The sequence below is a fragment of the Lentzea sp. NPDC058436 genome, assembly GCF_042721515.1.
Taxonomy (GTDB): domain Bacteria; phylum Actinomycetota; class Actinomycetes; order Mycobacteriales; family Pseudonocardiaceae; genus Lentzea.
This window is the reverse complement of record NZ_JBHXLF010000026.1, coordinates 38,753-64,435: the sequence shown is the minus strand read 5'-3', so window position 1 is coordinate 64,435 and position 25,683 is coordinate 38,753. Positions and strand designations below refer to the sequence as shown.

Genomic DNA, 25,683 nt, shown 5'->3' with positions numbered 1-25,683 from the left:
GCTCACTCCTGCTTCTGCCCGGTGGCGAACCGCGTCACGATCAGCGCGAGGATGATCACCGCACCGTACGAGGCCTTGATGTAGAAGCCGGAAACCCCCTGCAACCGCAGGATCTGCTCCACCAGCCCCAGCATCAGCACGCCCGACAGGGCACCGAACAGCGTGCCCTTGCCGCCGTTCAACGAGATGCCACCGATCACCGCGGCCGCGAAGACCTGGAAGATCATGCCCTCGCCCTGCGTGGCGGCGACGGACCCGAGCCGTCCGGTCATCAGGATGCCCGCGATCACGGCCAGCACCGACCCGATGATCAGCACGGTCCACACCACCCGGTCGACCCGGATGCCTGCCGCGCGAGCAGCCTCCGAGTTGCCGCCGATCGCGTACAACGAACGGCCGGCCCGCAGGTACTTCAGCACGAAGATGCCCACCGCGTAACAGACGATGCAGATCCACACCGCCGCCGGCAGGCCGAGCCACGTCGTGGAACCCAGGTACAGGAACGACTCCGGCACGTCGATCAGCGACTTGCCCTCGGTGATCGCGAGCTGCAGGCCGCGCAGCATCGTCAGCATGCCCAGCGTCACCATGAACCCGGACAGCCCGACCTTCAGGATCAGGAACCCGTTCAGGCCACCGATCGCGACGCCGATCAGGATGCACAACGGCAACGCGAGCCAGGCCGCGAGACCGACGTCGAGCCCACCGGCCGACGACGGGATGATCAGCGCGACCGCCAGCGCGGGCGCGAGACCGACCGTCGACTCCAGCGACAGGTCCATCTTGCCGACGATCAGGATCATCGCCTGGCCCAGCACCAGCAACGACAGCTCGCTCTGCTGGGTCAGCACGGCGATCAGGTTGTTCGGCGTCAGGAAGATCGGCGACAGGATCGCCCCGATGATCAGCAGCAGGATGATCACCGGGACCAGCGCGAGGTCCTGGTAGCGCGCCAGCCGGAACCTCTGCTTCTCCGGCGCGGGTGCGGTGACCGGCGGTGTCATGGCCTTCGTCATTCCATTCCCTCAATCGCCGAGATCAGTTCCTGGTCACGCCAGCCGCGGCCGAACTCCCGCACCACCTGGCCGTGGAACAGCACCAGAACGCGATCGCAGACCCGCAGGTCGTCCAGCTCGTCCGAGACGACGATCGCGGCCTTGCCCCGCCGCGCCTGCGCGTCGACGACCCCGAGCAGCGACTCCTTGGACTTCACGTCGACACCCGCGGTCGGGTTGATCAGCACCAGCACCGACGGGTCGCCCGCCAGTGCCCGTGCCATCACGACCTTCTGCTGGTTGCCGCCGGACAGGTCGGACACCGGCTGGTCCGGCCCGGCGGCCTTGACGTCGTACGACGCGATCGCCGTGCTGCCCGCCGCCCGTTGCGCCGACGGCCACACGAACCCACCGGCCGTGCTCATCGTCGCGTTCTCCGCGATCGACAGGTCCAGCACGAGCCCCTGGTGGTGCCGATCCCTCGGCACACAGCCGATTCCGGCCCTCAGAGCAGCCGGAACGTCACCGCCGCGCACCGCGGAACCGTTCACCGAGATCGAACCCGAGACCGGCTTCCGCAACCCGTAGACGGTCTCCGCGAACTCGTGTTTGCCCGACGACGCGCTGCCCGCAAGCCCGATGACCTCGCCGCGGGTCGCCGACAGCGAGATGTCCGAGAAGTGGTCGCCGCTCAACGACGACACCGCCAGAACAGTCTCGTCAGAAGAAGGCCGGTCGTCCCCGGAAGGCACGTTCAGCCCGCCGGCCTCACCGGTCATCGCCTCGATCAGGTCCGGCTTCGACATCTCCGCGACCGGCGCGGTGACGACGTGCCGGGCGTCGCGGTAGACCGTCACCGTCTGGCAGACCTCGTAGACCTCCTGCAGGTGGTGGGAGATGAACAGGAACGTCACCCCCTTGTCCTGCAACGACCTCATCCGGTCGAACAACCGCTCGATCGCCGGGCCGTCGAGCTGCGCGGTCGGTTCGTCGAGGATCACGAACCGCGAGCCGATCGACAGCGCCCGCGCGATCTCGACGAGCTGCCGCTGCTCGACGGTCAGCGTGGACACCAGCGCGTCCGGCCGCACCGCCACGTCGTAGGTCTCCAGCAACGCCGAAGCCTCGGCGCGCAGCTTCTTCCAGCTGATCAGGCCGCCGCCGAGGTCCTGCCGGTTGATGAACAGGTTCTCGGCGACGGACAGCTCCGGCACGACCGTCGACTTCTGGTAGACGCAGGCGACGTGCCGGCGCCAGGCCGCGCTGTCGGCGACGGGTGGCGCGGGTTCGCCGAAGAAGCTCACCTCGCCCGCGTCCGGCGCCTGCATGCCGGTGAGGACCGAGACCAGCGTCGACTTGCCCGCGCCGTTGCGACCGACCAGCGCGTGCGACTCACCGGCGCGGACCTCGATGCCCACGTCGTCCAGCGCGAGCGTCCGCCCGAACCTCTTCGTCACGCCCCGCGCGACGGCTGCGTAGGAGCTCATCAGATCTGGTTGCCCCAGAACGCCTTGTCGTCGACGTTCTCCTTGGTGATCAGCGGCGCGGGCAGCTGGTCCTCCAGGCGGCCGCCGCCGGTGTCCACGATGGTGGAGTCGTGGTCGGTCGGACCGGGCTGGAACGTCTTGCCCTCGACGGCGGCCTTCGCGTAGAAGAGCGCCCACTGCGCGTAGAGGTCGGCCGGCTGCGAGACGGTCGCGTCGATCTCGCCCTTGCGGATGGCTTCGAGCTCCTGCGGGATGCCGTCGTTGGAGACGATGAAGATGTGCTTCGGGTCGGTCGGCGGCACGATGAGGTTCTTCTGCCGCAACACCTGCAGCGTCGGCGTGAGGAACGCGCCACCGGCCTGCATGTAGATGCCGTTGATGTCCGGGTGCTGGTTGAGGCGGGTCTGCAGGGCGGCGGACGCCTTCGGGCCCTCCCAGTCGGTCGGCTCCTCGAAGACCGTGATGCCGGGGTAGTCCTTCTTCATGCAGGCGGCGAACGCCTCGGAGCGGTCGCGGCCGTTGACCGACGCCAGCGCTCCCTGGAACTCGACGACCTTGCCCTTGCCGCCCAGCTTGTCGCCGAGGAACTTGCAGGCCTTCTCGCCGTACGCCTTGTTGTCCGCGCGGACGACCATGTAGGTCTTGCCCTTGTCCGGACGGGTGTCGACCGTGACGACGGGGATGTTCGCCTTCTCCAGACGGTCCAACGTGGACGCGATGGCACCGGTGTCCTGCGGCGCCATGATGAGCGCCTTGGCGCCCTGCGACTGCAGCGACTGGGCGTTGGCGACGAGGTTCTCGACCTTGTTCTGGGAGTTGGTGGGGTTCAGCAGGTTGACGCCGAGGTCCTTGGCCTTCTCCGGGAAGTACTTGATGTAGGAGTTCCAGAAGTCGGTGTCGGCACGGGGGTGGTCGGCGCCGATCGGGCCGACGCCGCCCGCTCCGGATCCGGTGGCCCCTCCACCGCAGGCGGACAGGGTCAGAGCACCGGCGAGGGCGAGGCACACCGCGGCGGTGAGGTTGCGACGCTTCATCGTTGAGTTGCCTTTCACTGCTGGGGACGCAAGCGCAAGCCGTGCATGCCGCCGTCGACCGCGAGGATCGTGCCGGCGGTGGAACCCGACAGCGGGCTCGCCAGGTAGGCGATGGCGCCCGCGACCTCGTCGGCGGAGACGAGCCGGCCGTGCGGCTGGCGCGCCTCCAGCGCGGCCCGTTCGGCGGCGGGGTCCGGCGCGGAGTCGAGCAGACGGCCCACCCACGGGGTGTCCGCCGTGCCGGGGGCGACCGCGTTGACGCGAATGCCTTCGCGCACGTGGTCGGCGGCCATGGCGAGGGTCAGCGAGTACACCGCGCCCTTGCTGGCCGAGTAGAGCGCACGCTGCGGGAGCCCGGCCCAGGCAGCGATGGAGCAGGTGTTGACGATCGCCGCGGACGGCGATTTCCGCAGGTGCGGCAGCGCGGCCCGCGACACGCGGACCATGCCCAGGACGTTGACGTCCAGCACCTTGGCCCACTGGGCGTCGTCGTTGGCCGTGACGTCGCCCTGCGCGCCGATGCCCGCGTTGTTGACCACGACGTCGAGCCGTCCGAACCGCGCGACGACCTCGTCGATCGCGGCCTTGACGCTCTCGTCGTCGGAGACGTCGGCGCGGATCCCGACCAGCGGTTCCGCGACGTCCGGGGTGAGGTCGAGCGCGACGACCGCGGCGCCGCGGCTCGACAGCAGGGTCGCGGTGGCCAGGCCGATGCCGGACGCGCCGCCCGTGACGACGGCGACCAGTCCCTCGAAGTCGCTCACCTCCCGCCCTCCAGTTCCGTCCACACAGGACCGTCCGGGTAGACGTAGTCGGTCAGCGTCTGCTCCTTGAGCTGCGCGGAGAACCCGGGCTCGACAGGTGCCAGGTAACGGCCCTTCTCGACGACGGCCGGGTCGAGGAAGTGCTCGTGCAGGTGGTCGACCCACTCGATCACGCGCTCGCCGATCTCACCGGAGATCGACACGTAGTCGAAGAACGACAGGTGCCTGACCAGCTCGCACAGGCCGACACCACCGGCGTGCGGGCACACCGGGACGCCGAACTTCTTGGCCAGCAACAGGATCGCGATGTTCTCGTTCACGCCCGCAACCCGGCAGGCGTCGAGCTGCAGCACGTCGATCGCACCGGACTGCAGGAGCTGCTTGAACACCACGCGGTTCTGCACGTGCTCGCCGGTGGCGATCCGGATCGGGGTCAGCGCGTCGGAGATCGCGCGGTGCGCCAGCACGTCGTCCGGCGAGGTGGGCTCCTCGATCCAGTACGGGTGGTACGGCGCCAGCTCGCGCATCCAGCGGACGGCCGTGTCGACGTCCCAGCGCTGGTTCGCGTCCACGGCCACGCGCACGTCGTCACCGACGACCTCGCGGGCGAGCTTCATCCGGCGGACGTCGTCGTCGAGGCTGCCGCCGACCTTCAGCTTGATCATGTCGAAGCCGTCGGCGAGGGCCTGCCGCGCCAGTCCGGCGAGCTTGTCGTCGGAGTAGCCGAGCCAGCCCGGTGACGTCGTGTAGGCCGGATATCCCTCGCGGGCAATGGTTTCCACCCGTTCGGCCTTGCCGTCCTCCGCCTCGCGCAGGATCCGCAACGCCTCGTTCGGCGTCAGCGCGTCGCTCAGGTACCGGAAGTCGACGAGGCTGACGATCTCCTCTGGCGACATCCGGGCGAGGAACCGCCAGACCGGTAACCCGGCGCGGCGGGCGGCCAGGTCCCAGGCCGCGTTGACGACGGCGCCGATCGCCATGTGCGCGACGCCCTTCTCGGGCCCGAGCCAGCGGATCTGCGAGTCGCCGATCAGCTCGGAGTACAGCGCCGCCAGCGCTTTCGCGTCCTCCGGCACGTCCTTGCCGACGAGGTGCGGCGCCAGCGCCGTGATGGCGGCGGCCTGCACGTCGTTGCCGCGGCCGATGGTGAACGCGAGCCCGTGGCCCTCCGGTCCCTCGTCGGTCCGCAGCACGACGTAGGCGGCCGAGTAGTCCGGGTCCGGGTTCATCGCGTCGGAGCCGTCGAGCTCGCGCGACGTCGGGAACCGGATGTCCAGGACGTCCAGCGCGGTGATCCTGGGCATCACGCCTGCCCGAGGATCTGCCGCTGCCTGCCGAGCCCCTCGATCTCCAGCTCGACGACGTCACCGGCGCGCAGGTACGGCTTCGGCTCCGGCTGCCCGAGCGCCACCCCAGCGGGTGTACCGGTGTTGATGACGTCACCCGGTCGAAGGACAAGGAAGTGGCTGAGGTAGCGCACGATCTCGGCGATCGGGAAGATCATGTTCTTGGTGGACGAGTTCTGCCTGATCTCGCCGTTCACCCAGAGCCGCATGTCGAGGTTCTGCGGGTCGGCGATCTCGTCGGCGGGCACGAGGAAGGGACCGAGAGGGTTGAACGTCTCGCAGTTCTTGCCCTTGTCCCACGTCCCGCCGCGCTCGATCTGGAACTCGCGCTCGGAGACGTCGTGCGAGAGCACGTACGCGCCGACGCACGCCAGAGCGTCCTCTTCGGACTCCAGGTAGCGGGCCGTGCTACCGATGACGACGCCGAGCTCGACCTCCCAGTCGGTCTTCACGGACCGGCGTGGCACGAGCACCTGGTCGTACGGGCCGATGATCGTGTCCGGCGTCTTGAGGAACACCACCGGCTCACCGGGGATGTCGGCGCCGGTCTCCTCCGCGTGGTCGCGGTAGTTGAGGCCGATGCAGATGATCTTCCCCGGATGCGCGAGCGGAGGCCCGACGCGCAGGTCCGCGGCGTCCAGGACGTCCAACTCACCGCCTTCGAGGGCGGCCCGCACGCGCGCCACGCCGTCGTTCGCGAGGAACGACCCGTCGACGTCCGGCGTGATCGGCAGGAGGTCGTACGTGATCCCGTCGTCGGTCCTGACCGCTGGACGCTCATCGCCGACCGGCCCGAGGCGCAAGAACTGCACGGCCGTTCCTCCTCTGCTCACACCCATGAAATACATCGGATGTATAGCCCTGCGAGGGCGCCTGCGTCTAGGGCTTGGCGTGAAGTCGTCCGATGAATAGGAGGAGTAAGACATGCATCTGCTGACCACGTCTCTCCTGGTCGGCGCACTGCTCGCGCCGGTCGGACCCAGGGAGAACGTAACCGTTTTCGTCGAGCTGACCTCGGCCGCGGCGGTTGATTCGGGCTCGTCGGCGCAAGCGCGTTCCGCACGGGACAGGACCTCGGAGCACGCGTCCCGGGTCGTCTCACGGTCCGGTGGCCGGGAAGTCGCCCGAACGAGCAACGCCGTGCCCGGAGTCGTGCTCTCGGCGGACCGGACCCGTCTGCCGGACCTCGCGCGCATGCCCGAGGTCCGCGCGGTCCACCGGATGGTCCCCAAGAAGCTGACCAACGCGCACGCGGTCCGGCTCACCAGGACGTCCGAGGTGTGGAAGTCGCTCGGGCGACTCGGCCAGGGCGTGCGGGTCGGCGTGATCGACACCGGCATCGACTACCGGCACGCGGACTTCGGCGGCGGCACGTTCCCGAACGCCAAGGTCGTCGGCGGCTACGACTTCGCGGGCGACGCCTACACCGGCACCGCAGGCGCGATCCCGGAGCCCGACGCCGACCCGCTGGACTGCGAGGGGCACGGCACGCACGTCGCCGGCACCGCGGCCGGGTACGGGGTCAACGCCGACGGCTCGACGTACCGCGGCTCGTACTCGTCCGTCGACCTCGACTCGCTGAAGATCGGACCGGGTACGGCACCGCTCGCGTCGCTCTACGCGTTGAAGGTCTTCGGCTGTGAGGGCGGCACGAACCTGACCGCGAAGGCGCTGGACTGGGCACTCGACCCCAACGGCGACGGCGACTTCTCGGACAAGCTCGACGTGGTCAACCTGTCGCTGGGCAGCGACTTCGGCGCCTCGGACGACCCCGACTCGCTGTTCGTGCGCAAGCTCGTCGAGCACGGCGTGGTCGTGGTCGCGGCGGCCGGCAACGGCGGCGACTTCTACGACGTGTCCGGTTCTCCCGGCAACTCGGCCGAGGCGATCTCCGTGGCGAACAGCCGCGACTCGTTCTCGATGCTGGACGGCCTGGAGGTCGGCGGGAAGAAGCTGGCCGGGCAGTACAGCCAGAACTTCAAGGACTCGTTCGACCTCACCCTGCCGGTCGTGCGGCTGTCGTCCAATGTGGACGGCTGCCAGCCGATCACCGAGAAGCTGGACGGCAAGATCGTCTGGCTGGAGTGGGACGACAGCGACGCCACGCGCGCGTGCGGCTCGGGTGGCCGCACCGACAACGCCTGGAAGGCCGGGGCGGCCGGAGTGCTGCTGCCGACGGGGTTGCCGGTGTTCGCGGCCGGGATCGCCGGAAACGCGCACATCCCGGCGTTCCAGCTGACGGCGGCGGCTTCCCGGGAGCTGCGCCCGGCTCTGGAGGCCGGGACGCTCAAGGTGCGCCTGACCTCGGCGTTGAAGGTCGCGGTGCCGTCCGTGGACCCGTCGATCGCGGACACGATCACGCCCTCGTCGTCGCGCTCGCGTTCGTCGATCGCGGTGGCCGCGCCGGGTGACACGATCTTCTCCGCCGCGTCCGGCACCGCCTCCTCCGGCGTGTCGATGGGCGGCACGTCGATGGCGTCACCGCACGTCGCCGGGATCGCCGCGCTGCTGCGCGAGGTCCATCCCGAGTGGACGGTCGCGGAGATCAAGGCCGCGCTGACGAACACCGCGTCCGGCGTGATCCGCTCCTCGGACGGTGTGCGCGAGGCGCCGATGCGGGTCGGCGCGGGCCGGGTCGACGGTCTCGCCGCGCTGTCGTCCGACGTGCTGGTGCTGGGCGACGCGTCGTTCGGCACGGTCGAGGCCGCCGGTCCGACGTCTCTCACCCGCGAGTTGCGGCTGGTCAACAAGGGTTCGCAGACCGTCCGCCTGAACGCGGGCTACGAGCCGATCACCACCGTCCCCGGCGTGTCCTTCCGGGTCGTCAAGCCGTCCGTCGTGCTGAAGCCGGGCGGGACGGCGTCGGTGCCCGTGCAGGTGCGGATCTCGGACCCGTCGGCGTTGCGCAAGACCCCCGACCCCACGGTCTCGCTGGACGAGGGCCGTCAGTTCCTGGCGGAGGCGTCCGGCCTGGTGACGTTCACCGGCGACCGGACGCTGCGGGTGCCCGCCTACGCGGCGCCGAAGCCGGTGTCGCGCCTGACCCTGGCCGGTGGACGGGTCGCCGGACGTGGCCTCGACCAGCCCGGCTACCAGTCGCGGATGACCGTGCTGACCCTCGGCGCGCGCTCCGACCGGCTGCCCGACTGCGGCCCTGACGTGCAGAACGACTGCGCCGTCAACCGCACGGCCCGCGGTGGTGACCTGCGGTACGTCGGTGCGACGGCGACGCCCGACCTGCTGGCGTTCGGCGTCGCGACCTGGGACACCTGGGCGAACCTCGGCAGCAACACCGCGCCGGAGGTGCGGTTCTCGGTGGGTGGCAAGGACTTCGTGACCACCGCCGTGAAGCCGACCAGCCCCGAGGGCGACGTGACCGCCGACATCTGGCTCGCCCGGACGAAGGTGGCGGGTTCGGACGAGGTCGTGGACGAGCAGCCGTTGAACGGTTTCGACGGATCGACCGACACGAACGTGTTCGACAGCGACGTGGTGGTGCTTCCGGTCTCGCGCGCGGTGCTGCCATCCGGCCCGGTGACGTACACCGTTGGTGTGCAAAGCCGTTACACCGCACCCGCGGATCCGGACGAACTGGTCGATGTCGCCCCCGCCGCCACCTTCGACTACGGCTTGATCGTCCCGTCACTGTCCACTGTGGTACGTCCGGGTGATCGAGTTCCTTCTGGATCGTTGGTGTTCTTCCACCACAACGCAAGCGGTAACCGCGCTTCCGTGAGGTGACACCCGGTTGGGCGTGCCTCCGGTGCGCGTCTCTCGGCATACTCGATCGTTATGGATCTGGTCGTGGGACTCGACGCTGGCGGCACGTCAACCAGGGCCTTGGTGCTCGATCTCGACGGCGCCCGCCTGGGCCAGGGCCTGGCGGGCGGCGCGAACCCCAACTCACACCCGCCCACGGTGGCCGCCGCGCACATCGGCGAAGCGCTGGCGGAGGCCCTGGACGGCCTCGACTCCCGCAAGGTCCGCTCCGGTGTGCTCGGCATGGCGGGCGCGTCGAAACTGGCGGACGCCTCGGTGGCGGCGCTGTTCCAGGAGGCCTGGGAACGCGCGGGCCTGCACTGCCCGATGCGCGTGGTCACCGACAGCGAGGCGGCCTTCGCAACCGGCACCTCGTCCCCCGACGGCACGGTCCTGGTCGCGGGCACCGGTTCCATCGCGGGCCGCATCGCGGGTCACCGCATGGTCGCCCAGTCCGGCGGGTACGGCTGGCTGATCGGCGACGACGGCTCGGCGTTCTGGCTGGGCCGCGAGGCCGTCCGCGCCACCTTGCGCCTGCTGGACATGGACGCGCCGTTGGAAGGCCTCGCCACCGCCGTGCTGACGGCCGCGGGCGTGCGCAACCGCAGCCAGCTGATCAACGCCGTCAACGACCGTCCGCCCATCGCGCTGGCGAAGTTCGCGCCCCTGGTCAGTTCCGCCTACCACCACGGCGATCCCGACGCGCTGACCATCGTGGCCTCGGCCGCCCGCCTGCTCGCCGACACGGCCACGGCGGTCCGCGAGCCGTCCGACACGTCACCGATCGTGCTGGTGGGCAGCCTGATCAAGACGCCCGTCGGCACGCACCTGAAGCAGGAGCTGCTGACCAGGTGCAACGCTCAGGTGATCATGGCGACGGAGGGTGCGGCGGGCGCGGCCTGGCTCGCGGCGGTCGACGTGCTGGGACCGGACGCGCCGCGACCCAGCCGGTCATGACGCCAGCAGCCTGCCCGAGTGCGGCGTCCGCTCGTGGTACGCCCGCACCAGACCGGCGTGCACGTCGTCCACGTGCTCGGCGACGTCGTCGTTCCACACCAGCGTGATCCGCCGGTGCAGCGGGTTGCCGATGATCGGCTTGAGCAGCACGCCCGGCAGGTCGTGACCGGGGAAGAACCCCGCCACGGCACCGGTCGACCGCACCAGGTCGGCCGCCGCCGCGGGATCGACGCCGAAGTGCGCGCACCGCGGCGTGAAGCCGACGGCCTCGCAGGCGAGTTCGAGGTTGAGCCGCCCGCCGTGGTTCTCGTCCGGCACGACCCACTCCTCGCCGGCGAGCTCGGACAGCAGCACCTCGCTGCGCCCGGACAGCCGGTGGCCCACCGGAACGCCGACCAGCATGCGTTCGGTGACCACGCCCCGCCGTCCGACCTCCGCCGGGAACCGCAGCGGGCTGCGCGGGAACTCGACCACCAGGGCGAGGTCCAGCTCGCCCGTTCGCACCAGTTCCAGCACTGTGTCACCGGCGCGTTCGACGTGCGTGGTCTGCGGCAGGCCCGGCAGCACCTGGCGCACCACCCCGACCAGCAGCGCGGTCGGTGAGCCCGCCACGCCTCCCAGGCGAATGCCCGAGTCGCCGCGTTCGGCCAGCTTGTGCGAGGTGACGAGCAGGTCGTCGAACCGTTCGACCAGGTCCTGGGCCCGCAGCACGACGTGGCGACCCAGTTCGGTCAGCTCGACGCCGTCGGTGCGACGCAGGAACAACGGCCCGCCGAGACCCGCCTCGATCCTGCGCACCTGGGCGGTCAGCCCGGCCTGCGCGATCTTCAGCTGGGAGGCGGCCCGGCTGATGCTGCCCGCGCGCGCCACGGCGAGCACGACGTGCAGATGTCTCAGCTCCATTCGCACTGACGAAGCCTAAAGCAGTGAACGAGCCACAAAATCGGCCACGTGGGTGTCACCAGATGACGCTCCGTGGCCGTCGTAGGGGAGGCTGCGCCAACAGGTCGATAACTCGGAAGTTATCGACATCTCACACCTGCCGCTGCGTGCGCGGACTGCCCCAGGCTGCTGTTGACCACCAAACGACCGCAGGGGTGTGAGCGCCATGAGGAAAGCGTTGCGACTGCGACGCCTTTCCCGTCCGCACGACGGCAGATATCTCTTCGTTCCACTGGACCACTCCGTTTCGGACGGCCCGGTGGTGCCGCACGACCGGTGGCAGGACCTCATCCGGTCCGTCGCGCTGGGCGGCGCGGACGCCATCGTCGTCCACAAAGGACGCGTCAGGACCATCGACCCGTCCGAGCTGGGGGAATGCGCGTTGATCGTGCACCTCAGCGCGGGCACGGCGCACATGGCCGACGCCAACGCGAAGGTGCTCGTCGGGGAGGTCGACGAGGCGGTGCGGCTCGGGGCCGACGCGGTGAGCGTGCACGTCAACATCGGCTCCGACACGGAGGCGCGCCAGCTCACCGACCTCGGCACGGTCGCGGCGGCGTGCGAGGCGTGGAACTTCCCGCTGGTCGTGATGGCCTACGCCCGCGGCCCGCGCGTCACCGACTCCCGCGACTCCGCTCTCCTCGCGCACGTCGTGAACATCGCGGCGGACCTGGGCGCGGACATCGTCAAGACGAACTTCGCGCACTCGCCGGAGGACATGGCGGACGTCGTCGCGAGCTGCCCGATTCCCGTTCTGGTGGCAGGTGGTCCCGCTTCCACGACCAGCCCCGCCGATCACGCCCGCGACGCGATGACCGCCGGCTGCGCGGGACTCGCCGTGGGACGGCGGGTCTTCACCTCGCCTGCCCCGTTGCAACTGGTCGCCGAACTGGCGTCGATCGTGCACGCCCCCACCGACGCAAGCCTCATCCACGCCCTGACTGCCTTGGAGAACCGGTGAAGTTCGCCTGGATCGACCTCAGAACCGTCCCGGAAGCACACCGGACCGCCGTGGTCGACGCGGCCGTGCACAGCCGCGTCGCCGGAGTCGTCGCGGACGATCCCGCGCTGCTGGACGACCTGCCGCCGACGATCACCCGCGTGCTGCTCGTCCCCGAACCGCTCGACAGCCCGCACCTGGTGATCGCGCCGGTCGACGACCAGGACCAGCTGGACCGGCTCCCGTCACGTTCGGCGTTCGTGACGGTCAGCGACGACCGCACGCTCAAACTCGCCTGTGCCGCGGCGGAACGCCTCGACCACACCGTCGTCCGGTTCACCGACCCGACGAAGATCCCGCTGGAGATCGTGATCGCGGCGGCCGACGGCGCGTCCGGCAAGCTGATCACCGTCGTGGACGACCTCGTCGAGGCCGCGATCGTCCTCGAATGCCTGGAACACGGCTCCGACGGCGTGCTGATGGCCCCCGCCGACGCGACCGACGTGTTCAAGCTGGCACGCCTGCTGGAGATGAAGTCGCCAGCGCTGACCCTGACCACGCTGACCGTGGAAGCGTTGACGCACAACGGACTCGGCGACCGCGTCTGCGTCGACACCGCCTCGCACTTCGCCGAGGACGAGGGCATCCTCGTCGGCTCGTTCTCCTCGGGCTTCGTCCTGTGCTGCAGCGAGACGCACCCGTTGCCCTACATGCCGACCCGCCCGTTCCGCGTCAACGCCGGCGCCCTGCACTCGTACGTCCTCGGCCCGGCCAACCGCACGAACTACCTGTCCGAACTGCGTTCCGGCAGCAAGGTCCTCGCCGTCAACGCCGACGGCCGCACCCGCGAGCTCACCGTGGGCCGCGCCAAGCTGGAGTCCCGCCCGATGCTCACGATCACCGCCCGCTCACCGGAAGGCGTCGTGGTCGACCTGATGGTCCAGGACGACTGGCACGTCCGCGTCCTGGGCCCCGGCGGCAAGGTGCTGAACGTGACCGAACTCCGCCCCGGCGACGAGGTACTGGGCCACATCGCCTCCGAGCAACGTCACGTCGGCCTGCCGATCGGCGAGTTCTGCAAGGAGTTCTGACATGCGCGAGTTCATCAGCGGCCTCCTGCACCGACACGGCGACGAAGTACCGATCCTCAGCCACCGCAACACAGTCACGCACGGCCTGCTGCGCGCCGACGTCCTCGCGCACGCAGCGCGTTTCGAAGCCGTGGGCATCGGCGACGGCAGCACGGTCGCCGTCCAGGTGCCGCCGAGCTTCAGCCAACTGGAGGCCGTCCTCGCGTTGTGGAGCATCGGCGCGCAGGTGATCTCGATCGACCACCGCTTGCGCCCAGCCGAGGCCCACGCGCTGCACGCGTTGACCCGCCCGGAGTTCCTCGTGCACCCCGGCGGCGAGGTCGCTCCCGGCTTCCAGGAGCGGTACGGCCTGGTGGTCGAACGGGTCGACGGCCTCCCCGCCTCCACGCCGCACCGCCTGGTGCAGTTCAGCTCCGGCTCCACCGGCCGCTCCAAGGTGATCGGCCGCAGCACCCGGTCACTGATCGACGAGGTGGCGCGCTTCGAGGCCTCCGAGGGCATGCCCCGCCTCGGCGAACGCCTGCTGCTGCTCAACTCCCCCGCCCACAGCTTCGGCCTGATCGGAGGCCTGCTGCACGCCCTGGCGGCAGGCGTGCACCTGGTGTTCGCCGCAAGCCCGTCCGCACCGGACGTTCTCGACGCCGCGCGGACCCACGAGGTCGACTTTGTCACCGGCCTGCCGTTCCACTTCGACCTCCTGGCCTCCTCCCCCGACCGTTCCGCTTTGCGCACCGTGCGGGGTGCGTTCGCCGGAGGCGAGCTCATGCCGCAGGACGTGGCCTCCCGTTTCCTTGCCGCCTATGGCTTTCCGGTCGGCGAGTGCTTCGGCACCACCGAAACGGGCGCGCTGACCATGACGGTCGGCGACACCGTCCGCCCGTCGGTGGGCCCGCCGATGCCCGGTATCACCGCCCGAGTGCGCGACGGCCTGGTGGAGGTGGCCCTCCCGGAAACGCCCTACCTGTCCTCGGACGACCCGTCGCGCTTCTCCGGCGGCTGGTTCCGCACGGGCGACCGCGGCGAGTTCACGCCCGACGGCGAACTCCGCCTGCTCGGCCGCGCCGACTCGCTGGTCGTGGTGCGCGGCAACAAGGTCGACCTGACGGAGGTCGAACACGTCCTGCGTGGACACCCCCTGGTGACCGAGGTGGTGGCGGTGGGCCCGTCGGAAATCCGCGCCTACGTCGGCACCACCAGTTCCACGCTCACCGCTGATGCCTTGACGGCGTGGTGCACGGAAAGGCTCGCGGAATTCAAGCTCCCCCAACACATCCACCTGATGGACACACTTCCGCGCACACCGACCGGCAAGATCATCCGAAACATGGAGCCGCTCCATGCGTCCTACCTTCAGGCACATTTGGCCGGAAACAATGGCGTGAAATGAGTTGCCAGCTCTAGCTTTCCCGGCATGCCCAAAAGATCGTCCAGCGTGGCGGGACGGGAGTTCGGTGCGGGCGTTCGCGCGATCATCGCTCGTACCGGGCTCACCCACCGCCTGCTAGCCGAGCGCCTCGGCTGGCAGGAAGCCAAACTCTCGGACATGACCCTCGGCAAGGGCGGCGTGACCGAGATCGAGGTCCAGATCCTGCTCGCCTACTGCCAGGCCACGGTCGAGGAACGCGAGTACCTCCTCGACCTGTTCCGGGAGTCGGGCAAGGCCTGGCTCCAGATGCCCGACGACGGCCTGCCGGACCAGGTGCGCACGCTGATCAACCAGGAACGAGAGACTGAGGAGATCATCGACTGGTCGATGATCCTCGTGCCGGGCCTGCTCCAGACACCCGAATACGGCTACATCGTCACCGAGCACGCCCCGTCGGTGGAGCCGGAGAACGTCCCCAAGGTCGCCGCGGCCCGAGCAGCGCGGGCGGACATCCTCGAACCAGGCCGGAAATTCACGTTCTTCGTGCACGAGCAGGCCCTGTGGCTCCAAGTCGGCGGCCCTGAGGTGTGGCGCGAGCAACTCGCCCACCTGCTCAGATTGTCGGTGCGGAAGTACATCAGCATCCGGATCGTTCCCCGCTCAGCAGGAATGCACGCGGGCACGGCCGGCGACTTCCGGATGATGAAGTTCCCGAAGTACCCACCGGTCGTCTACGTCGAAAGCGTCAACTACTGCCTGTTCTTCGACGACCCGGACACCATCAAGATCCACGAGGACATCCTGAAGTCTCTCGCGGCCATCGCCCTGGCTGAGGAAGAATCGAGGGCGGTGATCGACAACATCTTGGAGGGTCTCCAATGACCACCTGGCGCAAGAGCAGTTTCAGCGGCGGCGGCAACAACTGCGTGGAGATCGGCCACGGCGTGGGCATCCGAGACAGCAAGGCACCGACCACCCACCTCCCGCTCTCCGCCGCCTCCTGGTCCGCATTCCTCCGCTTCACCCGTTTCCCCAGCAAGGCGCAGTAACCCTCGGTAACGTCCCCCTCACGCACGTGCAAGGGGGACCCACATGACCGACCCGAACCAGCTCATCGAGGACTACGAACAGCGCACCGCAGCACTGCTGGAACAGGCAGAAGAGGCCAAGTCGCAAATAGCGAACCTGACCGGCGCCGCCACCAGCTCGGACGGCGCCGTGACGGTGAGCGTCAGCGCAGGGGGAGCGCTGCTCAGCCTGTCCTTCGGCACCAAGGCCGACGACATGCCCAAAGACCGCCTCGCGGCACTCGTGATGTCCACGGCCAAGCGAGCCCAGGCCCAGGCCGTAGGCCAGATCACCACGATCATGGCCCCGCTCATCGGCGACAACAGCGAGGCCATGGAGTTCGTCCGGTCCCAGATCCCGCCGATCGACGTCCCGGACGAGCCCGAACCCGCCGCGCCACGCCAGTTCGTGGTGAACGAGGAACAGCAGGACGCGGCCGCCACCCAGCCACCGCCTCCACCCCGTCCGGCCAGGCGTCCCGCCGAGGACGACGACACGGACTTCGACCAGCGCAGCCTCTTCAAGAAGGAAGGTGGCTGGTGATGTCGGGCTTCCACGTCGACCTGCAGGCCCTCGAAGCGCACGAACGCGAACTCAGGGCGCTCATCGCCGGGCTACCGGGAGCGGCGGACGCGGCCTCGTCCTACATCGGCAACTACCAGACGTGGGGCGTCGTCGGCATGTTGTTCGCCGAGGTCATGCAGAACTGGACGAACAAGGCGGGCGACTACGTCGACACCGTCAAGGAGGCGGGCGACTCCGTCGTGGAGAGGTTCTCCGACATGCGACAGGCCTATGTCGACCAGGAGGAAGCCGTGTCGCAGATGTTCGCGAAGCTGCACGAGGGTCTGGACGGGACCAAGCCGTGAGCGACGAAGCGAAAAACGTCGGGGAGCTGAACCCCCTCAGCGCGACAGAGGAGTTCGAGGCCGGCGACATGGCCGGGTTCTCGAACTTCGACAGTCCCACTCAGGCTTGGGACGCCGCGGGCATCTTCAGCAGCTCAGCGAACCTGATCTACGACGGCGCCAAGGGTGACTGGGCGGCCGTGCTCGGTGATCTGGCCGGGTTCGGCATGGACCTGCTCGGGTTCGTGACGAACCCGCTCGGCAGCCTCCTGTCCGCCGGCATCGGCTGGTTGATCGAACACATCGCCTTTCTCAAGGAAGGCCTCGACGTCCTCGCGGGCGACCCGGATGCCGTCAACGCCATGGCGACCACCTGGAGCAACATCGCCAAGCGCATGCAGGAAACGGCCGACAAGTACTCCAGCACCCTGAACACGCTGAGCGCCGCGCAGGGTCCGGCCGTGGAGGGTTACCGCAAGGCCGTGCAGGACTTCTCGAACGTGGTGGCCGGCGGCGCGAGCCACGCGACTTCGGCAGCTCAGGCCATGACCGTGGCGGCGTCCGCGGTCGGTGTCGTGCGTGGCGCGGTCCGGGACGCGATCGCGTCGTTCATCTCGAACACGATCATCAAGTTCGCGGCCGCGACAGCGCTCGCTCCCATCACCTTCGGCGCTTCCGAAGCCGCGTTCATCGCGGACACGGTCGCCCAAGGTGCAATCACCGCCGGCAAGAACGCCAAGAAGATCAGCAAGGTGGTCAAGCAGCTGGAGAAGGTCGCCGAGAAGGCCAAGCACTCGCGGGACACGTTGGGAGACACCACCAAGAACCTCAAACGAACCGTGACGGACTACAACCAGAAGGCGGCACGACAGGCCACCGACGCGCTGCACCTCGCGAAGAAGGCGGAGCAGGGCAAGCTCGACGCCAAGGACCTGAAGCGCCTGGAGGAACTCGGCGAGAAGGGCGAGGTCCTCAAGGACAAGAGAGCCGACGCGGTGAAGTCGCTGGAGGAGACCCGCGCCACGAATCTGCGGGAGAGCCTGCACACGGGCAATCCGCGCCTCGACGACGCGGGCAACGTGCTCGAAGGCGGGATCAAGCCGAAGGTGTTCGGCCACGAACTCCCCGAGATCTCCCTGCCGAAATACCCCAAGATCCTCGGCAACGCCGCCGTCCAGGAGTGGAGCGACCAGACGCACCGCGAGGCAGACGCCGAGGGCAAGCAGAACGAGAAGAACGAAGCCTGGCGCGAGTACTGGGAGGGGCAGCGCACGAACGTGGAGCAGCCCGGCGCGTTCAAGCGCATGGAAGGCGACCTGTGATCGAAGTCTTCGCGCGCAGGGTGGCCGCACTGGCGCTGGTCGCCCTGGCCGCGCTCATCCCGATCACCGCCTTCACACATCTCACCGCGTGGGACGCGAAACTCAGGGGCGGGGCGACGCCGTCGACGACTCTGGCCGAACTCGTGCTCGGCGGCGGTGCGATCTGGCTGATCATCGCCATCGGCCTGGGCTGGCACTGGCGCCGTTCGACGATGTGGCCGACCTGGGCGCGCTGGGCGGCGTTCCCCGGTCTGTTCCTCTCCGTGTTCACCTGCTTCTTCATCGCGGGCGAGCAGAACGAGCCGATCGCACTCGTGATGGCCGCCGGCCTGGTCGTGGCGTGCTGGTTGGTGAGCGAGGCGGTCAGGCTCGTGCTGACCCGGCCCGTGACCACCGGGCTGATCTCGTCGAAGCTGGAGATCCCGTTCCCCACCAGGGATCTCAAAGCTCGGTTGTGCGTTCGTGCGGACCGGCTCGTGCTGGACAGCCTGGCGTCCCGGCGCAAACGCTCGCGCGACGTGCTCGCCGTGCCGTGGACATCGCTCACCTCGATCGAACTGGTCGAGGTCGAAGCGGACACGGTCTGGCGGGTGAACGTGTTCTCGAACTGGGTCGTCGCGAAGAGCCGCGAGTTCGTCGTGACGCCAGGCCCAGCGCTGCACGTCATCGGCACTTCACGTGAGCTGATGATCCCGGTGACGGCGAAAGTGGGACAGACCGTGCTCACCGCAGTGCACGCTCGCTCAGCGAACGCCGAGTCGGCGGAAGACCCGTTCGCGAAGCGGAGCTGGTACTCGGTGGCGGGTGTCTCCCCGGAACGCCGGCCGAAAGACGCGTTCCGCACCGACGGCCGTCCCTATGTCCTCGCGATCGTCGGCGCGTTCCTGCTGACACCGCTGCTGATGCTGACGGGTATGACAGTGGCGGTCCGCACCGGATCGGAGAAGCTGCAGAAGCAGTTCTTCGCGGTCGGCGGGGTCGTGGACCCCGTCTGGGTCACGACACTCGGCATCGCCTCGGTCGTGTTCCTCTACCTGTTGCAGCGGTTCGTGATCAAACCCTTCCTGAATCACATGAAGGTCCAGGAGTACATCGAGGCCCACCCCTCCCCGCCGCCTCGTCCAGCCGAGGCCGATGCCGCGCCGCGTTCCGGCAAAAAGCGGAAGAAGCGTTGAAGTGATCGAGCTGTTCCTCCGCCGGGTCGCGGGCCTGGCTCTGGTCGCGATCGCCGCCCTGCTGACGCTCGTCGTGGCCGTGCGCCTGGGTGAGTGGGAGAACACGTTCGCGACCCGGAGATCGGTTCAACCGTTGAGCGTTGCCGACATCTCCGAAGGGGCGGTGGCGTTCTGGATCATCACCATCTGCGGTCTGGCCTGGCACTGCAGGCGAATGCCGATGTGGCGGGTCTGGACCCGCTGGGCTGCGTTCCCCGGTGTCTACATCGCGTTGCTCCAGACCTTCGCGCTGGTAGCTGATCACGATCAGCCCATCGCACTGCTCGTCGTGGTGGGATTGCTGGGGGCGTGCTGGACACTGGGTGAGCTGGTCGTACTGGTCACCACCAGGCCTGTGACATCGGCATTGACAGCGTCCGGGTGGGAGATCCCGTTCCCCACCAGGGGACTCAAGATCCGGCTGTGCGTCCGAGAAGACCGGCTGGTGCTGGACAGCCTGGTGTCACGCCGAAAGCGGTCACGTGACGTGGTCGCGGTTCCGTGGACAGCGATGCGGTTGATCGAGCTCGTCGAGGTCGAGCAGGAGATGACCTGTCAGGTGATCATCAACGCCGACGGCGACATCGGCAGGCCACGTACGTTCGACGTGACGCCCGGTCCCGCCCTGCACGTCGTCGGCACAGCTCGCGAGCTCCTGATCCCGGTGACGCCCGAGGTCGGCACGACGGCGCTCACGATGGTGCAGGCACGCTCTGCAGGAGTCGAGGTCGTTGAAAGGCCGCTCTGGTCCTACCGTCCGTTGAGGAAGCACGAGCTCCGGCCGGCGAACTGGGAGTTCCGGACCGACAGCCGCCCTTACATCCTGCTGCTCGTCGGCGCGTTCCTGCTCATGCCGCTCTACATGCTGACGATGATCACGCTCTCCGTGGTCACGGGTTCGGCGGAGTTGCAAAAGGACTGGGCCACCGAGGGCGGACTCGACCAGCAGTACCGGGTGATCGTCGGCGGCCTCGGGCTCGTGTCGGTCGTGTTCGTCTATCTCGCGTACAGGTTCTGCTACAAGGCTTTCCTGGACTTCATGGAGGGCCAGGGGGCCATCGAAGCGTTCCCCGAGGCCCCGCCCCTGCCGCCCAAGACCGGCACGGTGCCCGGCTCCGGCAAGAAGCGGAAGAAGCGCTGACCTACCTCAACAACGCCTCGCGCAGCTCCGGCTTCCGCAGGAGCGCGAGCAGATCCGGAAAGTCGCTGAACAGAACGTCGGCTCCAGGGCTCAAGGCCTGCCGCAACATTGACTGACACACATCTGCGAAGGGCTGGTCTCGCACGGTTTGAACGTGTTCCAGCATTTCGTCCGAGCGACTGCCCGCACGAGCCCGATCCCAGTCGCGCAGAACCGAACTCACCACTTTACGTGCGTGCATGCGGCCCTTTGGCAATCCACGTTTGTTCAGTCCGCACACCTCGATCGTCGCCTCGCCCTTCGCGCTCAACGGGAAGTACTCACCGGCGGAAAGCGTCAGGAGAAGATGATCGAACGGATCTTCGGCAGTGGGATCGATCAGCAGCGGGTCACCGGCGTCATCGACCGGAAACTGATCGCGCTTCTGGTGGCTGTTGCAGGTCGAGCATGCCAGGAGGTGGTTGAGCCAGTCGAAGGTGCGTAGGGGATTGCGCGCGATGGGTTCGAAATGATCGATGTCGGTGCCCCGACTCTCACCGCAGTACATACACGTCCCCAGGCCCGTGGCCATGTCACCAAGCACGGCTCTCACAGATGTCCGAACCGACGATGTTCGCCAGGACGCGCGGGCCTTTGCGCATTGTTCATCCGGCGGAGACACGTTGATCGCTTGGGTCAACGTGTCCATGCGGGCGATCGTGCTCGACGGAAGATCAGATCGAACAATCCTGATCATGCGTCATGCAATCGAGCCGCCACCTCGTCCACACGGGCGGTCAGCGAACTCGTGAGCCTTTCCCTGAGTTCCTTGTACCGTTGGACTTCCTGCTCGTCAGCGTGGCCGGTGATGACCTTGACTTCAAGCTCGACGAGTTCCTTGCGCAGCCGCTCGGCCTGTTCCGAGTAGGGCGTGTCGAGACCGAACAGCTCGGTGAGCACGGCATCGTCGCCGCTGCCGTACACGACCCGCTCGTACAGGTCTTGGTCCACCACGTGCGGAGGGAGCTGCTCCTCCGGGCCGGGCAAACGGATGAGCCCGCCGGGGTCCGCGGCTTGGCAGATGTACGGGCTGTGGGTCGTCACGATGAACTGGATGTTGGGGAAGTGCGCCTTGAGCCAGCCACCGATGCGCTGCTGCCAGGAGACGTGGAGGTGGGCGTCGACCTCATCGATGATCACCACGCCAGAAGCGGTGACCGCGTTGCCCTCCACTTCGATTTTCCCGTAGACATCGTGGATCTGCTTGAGCAGGTCCACCACCAGAGCGGTGACAGTCCGGTACCCGTCACTTGTCTCGCGGAGCGGGAACCTGTTATCTCCGCACGTGACCCAAAGTCCGTCTGACGTGACATCATCGATCTTGTGATCGTCAGGGAGCAGCCCATCGCTCAACAGGCGAAGCGCCGCAACCTTCAGATCATTCGCGCCTGGTTCGCGTTCCAGCGCTCGTAGGTGCTGTTGGATCAACCAGCTGACGCCTTCAGCGAGCGCTGCGTCTTCGTTGAAAAGGCTTGCGATCTGCGAAGCTCGCCCACTCGGGTTCTTACTGGATCCCGTGAGTCGCCTAAATGGCCCGTACGCCACGCACAACCATCCGACCGGCTGAGTGCTCCACGGCCCTGTCAACAGATACTCGTTCGGGATGGTGATGACACCACCATCCTGCCAGTTGAGCAGCAGTTCATGGCTATTCGCAGGATGCTCTGCATCGGCTTCAAAACAGTCAGATTCACCGTTGGGGATGACTGAGACGTCTGTCCTGGCCAGCTTCATCCCGTAACTGAGCCAGTTCTTGAAATCCTGCATGAAGGCGAAGACGACCCGAGGTCCGCTGAGCGTCAGAGCGATCGCCTGCAGCAAAGTGGACTTGCCCGAGCCGTTTCGACCCGCGATCACGGTCCATCCGGCGTGCGAGCCATCTGGACGAGTAAGCGTCAGGTCCACCTCGCGGGCGCCGTGGAACCCCTTGATGTTCCGCAGCTTCACCTGCGAGACGTACATGGCCACTCCGGTCGCCGAGCTGGAATAGGTTCCACACGCGACTCTAGTCGGCCACAGACCTGACCCGCTGATCTAAGAGGCAGACTCCGGCACCCTCGGGTGCCGGAACCCGGGGTGGTCCGCAGGCAGCGCCCGACGAAGCATCCACCCCGACACCAGGATGCAGACGATCTGCAACGGCCAAGACAGCCCAACCCGCAACGTAGCCAGCCAGAACACCTGAGCGTCCAACCACAACGGCGTGAAGACAGCCACCCGCAACACGTACTGCCCAACCCAGGCCCAAGACGCCACGGAGTAGGCGCGCAGAAGATCAGGATCCCGCCGCCACCGAGTCTTCTGCCCCAGGATCGTCCCCACAACGAGCCCGAGGAACGGCCACCGCACCGCGATAGACCCGGCCCACGCCAACGCCGAAGCCACGTTCGACAGCAGCTGGATCAGGAAGAAGTCCTCGACGCGCCCGGTGTAAAGAGCCACCAGAGCAGCGGCCACCACCAGCAGCACGGACAGCAGTACGGCGCGGGGCTTCTCGCCGCGCACCAACCGGAACACGCCGATCGCGACACCGCACAGCACGGCCACCACCGCGCCCGCGCCGATCGAATGGCCCCACAGCAGCCAGCCCGCGACGAACGCCAAGGGCGGCAGGGAGGCGTCGAGGGCGCCGCCTCGGCCTCCGAGCAGTGATGCGAGCGACTCCTGGCGCACGTCGGTCATGGTTCCAGGGTGCCTTAGGTGAACCTAACTCAGGTAACGGACCCGTATCGGGGATTGACCGCGGTGAAGCACGTCACTACCGTGGCCCGAAATCGTCTGGAAAGTTAACAGACAGGAGCGGACCTAATGCGTGCCGGAAGCCCACGACTGCTGCGGGAGATCAACGACCGCGCAGCCATCGAGGCTCTGCTGCGCAACGGGCCGCTGACCAGGTCGGAGTTGGAGGGCCTGATCGGCCTGTCCAAGCCGGCGACCGCACAGCTGCTCACGCGCCTGGAGACGTCCGACACCGTGGTCCGCGACGGACTGCGCGGCGGGGGTCGTGGGCCGCGGGCCCAGCTGTGGTCGGTCAACGGGGCGCTTGCGCACATCGCCGCTGTCGATCTCACCCCCGAGACGGTCGACATCGCGATCGCGGACATCTCCGGTGTCGTGCTCACCGAGCACAAGGCGCCGATGCCCGCGAAGCACGGTGTGCTGGAGGCGTTCGTCAGCGCGGTCGGCAAGGCCTGCGGTCAGGCAGGTCTGAGCGCCGACCAGTTGCTGCACGTCGTGGTGGGCTGTCCGGGAGCGGTGAACCCCGTGAACGGCGAGCTCGGCTACGCACCCCACCTGCCCGGCTGGAGCGGGTTCGACGTTCCCGGCCGGTTGCGGGAACGGCTCGCGACCTCGGTGAGCGTCGAGAACGACGTCAACCTCGTCGCGCTGGAGGAGATGGTCGCCGGGCGGGCCACGCAGGTGAACGACTTCGTCGTCATCTGGCCCGCGGACCTCGTCGGTGCCGCCGTCGTCGTCAACGGATCGCTGCTGCGCGGCGCTTCCGGTGGCGCGGGCGAGATCGACGGGCTGATGATCCCCGACCGCGCGGCCGCCGACACCGACACGGACCGCTCCGGCGGCACGTTCGGTGAACTGCTCAGCAGCACGTCGATCTGCAAGCTCGCACGCGCCCACGGGCTCGCCTCGCGCAACGGCCACGGGGCCGTGCGCAAGGCGTTGGCCGCGGGTCCCGCGGGCCGCGAGTTCATGGTCGATCTCGCCAGGCGCATCGCCACGGGCGTGGCTAGCGTCGTCGCGGTGCTCGACCCGGAACTCATCCTCCTGTCCGGCGACATCGCGCAGGCAGGCGGAACCACGCTGAACGACCTCGTTGCCGCGGAACTGCGGCAACTGGTGGTGCCGAGAACGCCCATTCAGCTGGCCTTGGTGACCGGGAAACCGGTGCGCAGCGGCGCACTGCACTCGGCACTGGCCGTCGCGCGTGAACAGGTGTTCGGCCTCCCGGCAGCCACCACGGCTCCATTCCGCGGCCCAGTGGTCGCCGGGTCCCCACGTTGATCGAGAAGGAGTGCACATGCGCAAGCACACCCGTGCTGCTTTGCTCTGTGTCGCCGCAGCGCTGACCCTCACCGCATGTGCGGCGGGCAAGGGTGGTGGCGCCGACGCCGGTGCCGCAGCTGCTCCTGGCAAGGACGACAAGCTCACCCTCACGGTCTGGAGCAACTACTCCGACCGCGAGTACGAAGAAGTCACGAAGGCCCTCAAGACGTTCAACAAGAAGTTCCCGAACATCGAGATCAAGCACGAGGGCTCCCAGGACGACGACAAGATCACCGCGGGCATCCGTTCTGGCAACACGCCGGACGTCGCGCTGTCGTTCACGACCGACAACATCGGCCAGTTCTGCTCCTCCGGCGCGTTCCAGGCGCTCAAGCCGTACATCGACCGCGACAAGGTCGACCTGAACCAGCTCTCCCCCGCGGTCCAGGAGTACACCGAGTACAAGGGCAACCGCTGCGCGATGCCCATGCTCACCGACGTCTACGCCATGTACTTCAACAAGGACCTGCTGGCGACGGCCGGTGTCACGAACCCGCCGAAGACGCTCGACGAGCTGTACGACGCGGCCGTGAAGGCGACCAAGAAGGCGCCGAACGGGGACATCGAGGTCGCGGGTTACCTGCCCACCATGGGCTTCTACGCCAACCGCCCGACCATCCTCGCGCCGTCGTTCGGCGCGGAGTGGGAGAAGGACGGCAAGTCCTCGCTCGCGAGTTCGCCCGGCTTCACCGAGATGATGACGTTCCAGAAGAAGCTCGTCGACTTCTACGGCTACGACCAGCTGGAGCGGTTCCGCGCCGGCCTCGGCCAGGAGTACTCGGCCGACCACGCGTTCCACCAGGGCAAGATCGCGATCATGATCGACGGTGAGTACCGCACCGCGTTCCTCAAGGCGCAGGCACCGCAGATCAAGTTCGGCACCGCCCCGTTCCCGACGTGGAAGCCCGCCGACTACGGCACGGCCTTCACCACCGGCACGATCATGGGCATTCCCAAGGGCGCCAAGAACCCCGGCGCCGCGTGGGAGCTGATCAAGCACCTGACGTTCGACACCGACACGATCGTCGACCTGTCCAACGCCATCAAGAACGTCCCGAGCACCAAGGCCGCCATGGAGAGCTCCAAGCTCGAGGTGGACGAGCAGTTCAAGACGTTCATCGACCTGGCCAAGAGCGACAAGCTCAAGGGCAACCCGGTCACCCCCATCGGTGACGCGCACATCAAGGCGGTCACCGACTTCTCGGTCTCCTACCAGTCCGGCAAGGTCGCGGACCTGGCGGCAGGCCTCAAGGAAGTCGACAAGAACATCGACGACCAGATCGCCAAGAGCGGCAAGTAGGGACTCGC

The 25,683-nt window shown here is 68.0% G+C and carries 24 protein-coding genes; 14 read left to right on the top strand and 10 right to left on the bottom strand.

The annotated features are described in order from the left end of the window. Nucleotides 1-2 precede the first annotated feature (2 nt). From ACFWN2_RS41730 to ACFWN2_RS41705, 6 genes are read right to left on the bottom strand one after another with little or no spacing between them, the layout of a single operon-like run. Nucleotides 3-1,016, bottom strand: a complete 1,014-nt coding sequence (locus ACFWN2_RS41730; RefSeq protein ID WP_382436155.1) for an ABC transporter permease — start codon at nt 1,014-1,016, stop codon at nt 3-5. Next, nucleotides 1,013-2,482 carry a sugar ABC transporter ATP-binding protein gene (locus ACFWN2_RS41725; RefSeq protein WP_382436154.1) on the bottom strand — a complete coding sequence of 490 codons (1,470 nt, stop codon included), beginning with the start codon at nt 2,480-2,482 and terminating at the stop codon, nt 1,013-1,015. Before ACFWN2_RS41725 ends, ACFWN2_RS41730 begins: the two co-directional genes overlap by 4 nt. Then, complete coding sequence (locus ACFWN2_RS41720) at nt 2,482-3,516, bottom strand: sugar ABC transporter substrate-binding protein (protein ID WP_382436153.1); 1,035 nt, start codon at nt 3,514-3,516, stop codon at nt 2,482-2,484. The genes ACFWN2_RS41725 and ACFWN2_RS41720 overlap by 1 nt, the downstream gene beginning before the upstream one ends. Nucleotides 3,517-3,530: 14 nt before the next feature. Further along, nucleotides 3,531-4,280 (bottom strand): SDR family NAD(P)-dependent oxidoreductase, encoded by a 750-nt coding sequence (locus ACFWN2_RS41715; RefSeq protein WP_382436151.1) that lies wholly within the window; start codon nt 4,278-4,280, stop codon nt 3,531-3,533. Beyond that, complete coding sequence (locus tag ACFWN2_RS41710; RefSeq protein ID WP_382436150.1) at nt 4,277-5,584, bottom strand: enolase C-terminal domain-like protein; 1,308 nt, start codon at nt 5,582-5,584, stop codon at nt 4,277-4,279. The genes ACFWN2_RS41715 and ACFWN2_RS41710 overlap by 4 nt, the downstream gene beginning before the upstream one ends. Next, the gene (locus ACFWN2_RS41705) at nt 5,584-6,438 is read right to left on the bottom strand and encodes a fumarylacetoacetate hydrolase family protein (protein WP_382436149.1); all 855 of its coding nucleotides are present in this window, start codon (nt 6,436-6,438) and stop codon (nt 5,584-5,586) included. Before ACFWN2_RS41705 ends, ACFWN2_RS41710 begins: the two co-directional genes overlap by 1 nt. A 112-nt stretch (nt 6,439-6,550) precedes the next feature. Between ACFWN2_RS41705 and ACFWN2_RS41700 the strand changes: the two genes are divergently transcribed. Together ACFWN2_RS41700 and ACFWN2_RS41695 are read left to right on the top strand one after the other, a co-directional pair. Beyond that, nucleotides 6,551-9,367 (top strand): S8 family serine peptidase, encoded by a 2,817-nt coding sequence (locus ACFWN2_RS41700; protein ID WP_382436148.1) that lies wholly within the window; start codon nt 6,551-6,553, stop codon nt 9,365-9,367. 51 nt (nt 9,368-9,418) lie between these two features. Beyond that, nucleotides 9,419-10,342 (top strand): N-acetylglucosamine kinase, encoded by a 924-nt coding sequence (locus tag ACFWN2_RS41695; RefSeq protein WP_382436147.1) that lies wholly within the window; start codon nt 9,419-9,421, stop codon nt 10,340-10,342. Here ACFWN2_RS41695 and ACFWN2_RS41690 read toward each other — a convergent pair. After that, a complete protein-coding gene (locus ACFWN2_RS41690) occupies nt 10,337-11,245 on the bottom strand; it encodes a LysR family transcriptional regulator (protein WP_382436203.1) in 909 nt (302 codons plus the stop codon). The genes ACFWN2_RS41695 and ACFWN2_RS41690 overlap by 6 nt on opposite strands. A gap of 205 nt (nt 11,246-11,450) precedes the next feature. Here ACFWN2_RS41690 and ACFWN2_RS41685 point away from each other — a divergent pair, with 205 nt between their 5' ends. Genes ACFWN2_RS41685 through ACFWN2_RS41640 form a run of 10 tightly spaced genes read left to right on the top strand, consistent with a single transcriptional unit; the run spans nt 11,451 to nt 20,274 of the window. Continuing rightward, nucleotides 11,451-12,245, top strand: coding sequence for a 2-amino-3,7-dideoxy-D-threo-hept-6-ulosonate synthase (locus ACFWN2_RS41685; RefSeq protein WP_382436146.1), 795 nt, complete (start codon nt 11,451-11,453; stop codon nt 12,243-12,245). Continuing rightward, nucleotides 12,242-13,315 (top strand): 3-dehydroquinate synthase II family protein, encoded by a 1,074-nt coding sequence (locus tag ACFWN2_RS41680; RefSeq protein WP_382436145.1) that lies wholly within the window; start codon nt 12,242-12,244, stop codon nt 13,313-13,315. Before ACFWN2_RS41685 ends, ACFWN2_RS41680 begins: the two co-directional genes overlap by 4 nt. A 1-nt stretch (nt 13,316) precedes the next feature. Next, nucleotides 13,317-14,702, top strand: coding sequence for a class I adenylate-forming enzyme family protein (locus tag ACFWN2_RS41675; protein WP_382436144.1), 1,386 nt, complete (start codon nt 13,317-13,319; stop codon nt 14,700-14,702). 24 nt (nt 14,703-14,726) lie between these two features. Further along, entirely contained in the window at nt 14,727-15,563 is an 837-nt protein-coding gene (locus tag ACFWN2_RS41670; RefSeq protein WP_382436143.1) for a helix-turn-helix domain-containing protein, read from the top strand. Next, nucleotides 15,560-15,730, top strand: coding sequence for a DUF397 domain-containing protein (locus tag ACFWN2_RS41665; RefSeq protein ID WP_382436141.1), 171 nt, complete (start codon nt 15,560-15,562; stop codon nt 15,728-15,730). Before ACFWN2_RS41670 ends, ACFWN2_RS41665 begins: the two co-directional genes overlap by 4 nt. A gap of 43 nt (nt 15,731-15,773) precedes the next feature. Continuing rightward, complete coding sequence (locus ACFWN2_RS41660; RefSeq protein WP_382436140.1) at nt 15,774-16,292, top strand: YbaB/EbfC family nucleoid-associated protein; 519 nt, start codon at nt 15,774-15,776, stop codon at nt 16,290-16,292. Then, nucleotides 16,292-16,618 carry a hypothetical protein gene (locus ACFWN2_RS41655; RefSeq protein WP_382436139.1) on the top strand — a complete coding sequence of 109 codons (327 nt, stop codon included), beginning with the start codon at nt 16,292-16,294 and terminating at the stop codon, nt 16,616-16,618. Before ACFWN2_RS41660 ends, ACFWN2_RS41655 begins: the two co-directional genes overlap by 1 nt. Then, a complete protein-coding gene (locus tag ACFWN2_RS41650; protein ID WP_382436138.1) occupies nt 16,615-17,919 on the top strand; it encodes a hypothetical protein in 1,305 nt (434 codons plus the stop codon). Before ACFWN2_RS41655 ends, ACFWN2_RS41650 begins: the two co-directional genes overlap by 4 nt. Continuing rightward, nucleotides 17,916-19,094: a hypothetical protein gene (locus ACFWN2_RS41645; RefSeq protein ID WP_382436136.1), complete on the top strand. Its 1,179-nt coding sequence runs from the start codon at nt 17,916-17,918 to the stop codon at nt 19,092-19,094. Before ACFWN2_RS41650 ends, ACFWN2_RS41645 begins: the two co-directional genes overlap by 4 nt. A gap of 1 nt (nt 19,095) precedes the next feature. Next, complete coding sequence (locus ACFWN2_RS41640) at nt 19,096-20,274, top strand: hypothetical protein (RefSeq protein ID WP_382436135.1); 1,179 nt, start codon at nt 19,096-19,098, stop codon at nt 20,272-20,274. Nucleotide 20,275: 1 nt separating this feature from the next. On the opposite strand, the gene ACFWN2_RS41635 is transcribed toward ACFWN2_RS41640, so the two are convergent. From ACFWN2_RS41635 to ACFWN2_RS41625, 3 genes are all read right to left on the bottom strand, one after another. Continuing rightward, nucleotides 20,276-20,962, bottom strand: a complete 687-nt coding sequence (locus ACFWN2_RS41635; protein WP_382436134.1) for an HNH endonuclease — start codon at nt 20,960-20,962, stop codon at nt 20,276-20,278. 44 nt (nt 20,963-21,006) lie between these two features. Next, the gene (locus ACFWN2_RS41630; RefSeq protein WP_382436133.1) at nt 21,007-22,275 is read right to left on the bottom strand and encodes an AAA family ATPase; all 1,269 of its coding nucleotides are present in this window, start codon (nt 22,273-22,275) and stop codon (nt 21,007-21,009) included. A gap of 72 nt (nt 22,276-22,347) precedes the next feature. Beyond that, nucleotides 22,348-22,995 (bottom strand): DUF3159 domain-containing protein, encoded by a 648-nt coding sequence (locus ACFWN2_RS41625; protein ID WP_382436132.1) that lies wholly within the window; start codon nt 22,993-22,995, stop codon nt 22,348-22,350. A gap of 126 nt (nt 22,996-23,121) precedes the next feature. On the opposite strand from ACFWN2_RS41625, the gene ACFWN2_RS41620 reads away from it, so the two are divergent. Both ACFWN2_RS41620 and ACFWN2_RS41615 read left to right on the top strand, forming a co-directional pair. Continuing rightward, nucleotides 23,122-24,333 carry an ROK family protein gene (locus tag ACFWN2_RS41620; RefSeq protein ID WP_382436131.1) on the top strand — a complete coding sequence of 404 codons (1,212 nt, stop codon included), beginning with the start codon at nt 23,122-23,124 and terminating at the stop codon, nt 24,331-24,333. A 16-nt stretch (nt 24,334-24,349) separates the two neighbouring features. Beyond that, complete coding sequence (locus ACFWN2_RS41615; protein WP_382436130.1) at nt 24,350-25,675, top strand: ABC transporter substrate-binding protein; 1,326 nt, start codon at nt 24,350-24,352, stop codon at nt 25,673-25,675. Nucleotides 25,676-25,683: the final 8 nt, after the last annotated feature.

Bases quoted from the DNA above. Each gene is read 5' to 3' on its own strand.
- ACFWN2_RS41625 (WP_382436132.1), bottom strand. From the start codon at position 22,995: ATGACCGACGTGCGCCAGGAGTCGCTCGCATCACTGCTCGGAGGCCGA.
- ACFWN2_RS41660 (WP_382436140.1), top strand. From the start codon at position 15,774: ATGACCGACCCGAACCAGCTCATCGAGGACTACGAACAGCGCACCGCA.
- ACFWN2_RS41620 (WP_382436131.1), top strand. From the start codon at position 23,122: ATGCGTGCCGGAAGCCCACGACTGCTGCGGGAGATCAACGACCGCGCA.
- ACFWN2_RS41675 (WP_382436144.1), top strand. From the start codon at position 13,317: ATGCGCGAGTTCATCAGCGGCCTCCTGCACCGACACGGCGACGAAGTA.
- ACFWN2_RS41720 (WP_382436153.1), bottom strand. From the start codon at position 3,516: ATGAAGCGTCGCAACCTCACCGCCGCGGTGTGCCTCGCCCTCGCCGGT.
- ACFWN2_RS41655 (WP_382436139.1), top strand. From the start codon at position 16,292: ATGTCGGGCTTCCACGTCGACCTGCAGGCCCTCGAAGCGCACGAACGC.
- ACFWN2_RS41635 (WP_382436134.1), bottom strand. From the start codon at position 20,962: ATGGACACGTTGACCCAAGCGATCAACGTGTCTCCGCCGGATGAACAA.
- ACFWN2_RS41695 (WP_382436147.1), top strand. From the start codon at position 9,419: ATGGATCTGGTCGTGGGACTCGACGCTGGCGGCACGTCAACCAGGGCC.
- ACFWN2_RS41710 (WP_382436150.1), bottom strand. From the start codon at position 5,584: ATGCCCAGGATCACCGCGCTGGACGTCCTGGACATCCGGTTCCCGACG.
- ACFWN2_RS41700 (WP_382436148.1), top strand. From the start codon at position 6,551: ATGCATCTGCTGACCACGTCTCTCCTGGTCGGCGCACTGCTCGCGCCG.
- ACFWN2_RS41690 (WP_382436203.1), bottom strand. From the start codon at position 11,245: ATGGAGCTGAGACATCTGCACGTCGTGCTCGCCGTGGCGCGCGCGGGC.
- ACFWN2_RS41670 (WP_382436143.1), top strand. From the start codon at position 14,727: ATGCCCAAAAGATCGTCCAGCGTGGCGGGACGGGAGTTCGGTGCGGGC.
- ACFWN2_RS41730 (WP_382436155.1), bottom strand. From the start codon at position 1,016: ATGACGAAGGCCATGACACCGCCGGTCACCGCACCCGCGCCGGAGAAG.
- ACFWN2_RS41685 (WP_382436146.1), top strand. From the start codon at position 11,451: ATGAGGAAAGCGTTGCGACTGCGACGCCTTTCCCGTCCGCACGACGGC.
- ACFWN2_RS41725 (WP_382436154.1), bottom strand. From the start codon at position 2,482: ATGAGCTCCTACGCAGCCGTCGCGCGGGGCGTGACGAAGAGGTTCGGG.
- ACFWN2_RS41630 (WP_382436133.1), bottom strand. From the start codon at position 22,275: ATGTACGTCTCGCAGGTGAAGCTGCGGAACATCAAGGGGTTCCACGGC.
- ACFWN2_RS41665 (WP_382436141.1), top strand. From the start codon at position 15,560: ATGACCACCTGGCGCAAGAGCAGTTTCAGCGGCGGCGGCAACAACTGC.
- ACFWN2_RS41615 (WP_382436130.1), top strand. From the start codon at position 24,350: ATGCGCAAGCACACCCGTGCTGCTTTGCTCTGTGTCGCCGCAGCGCTG.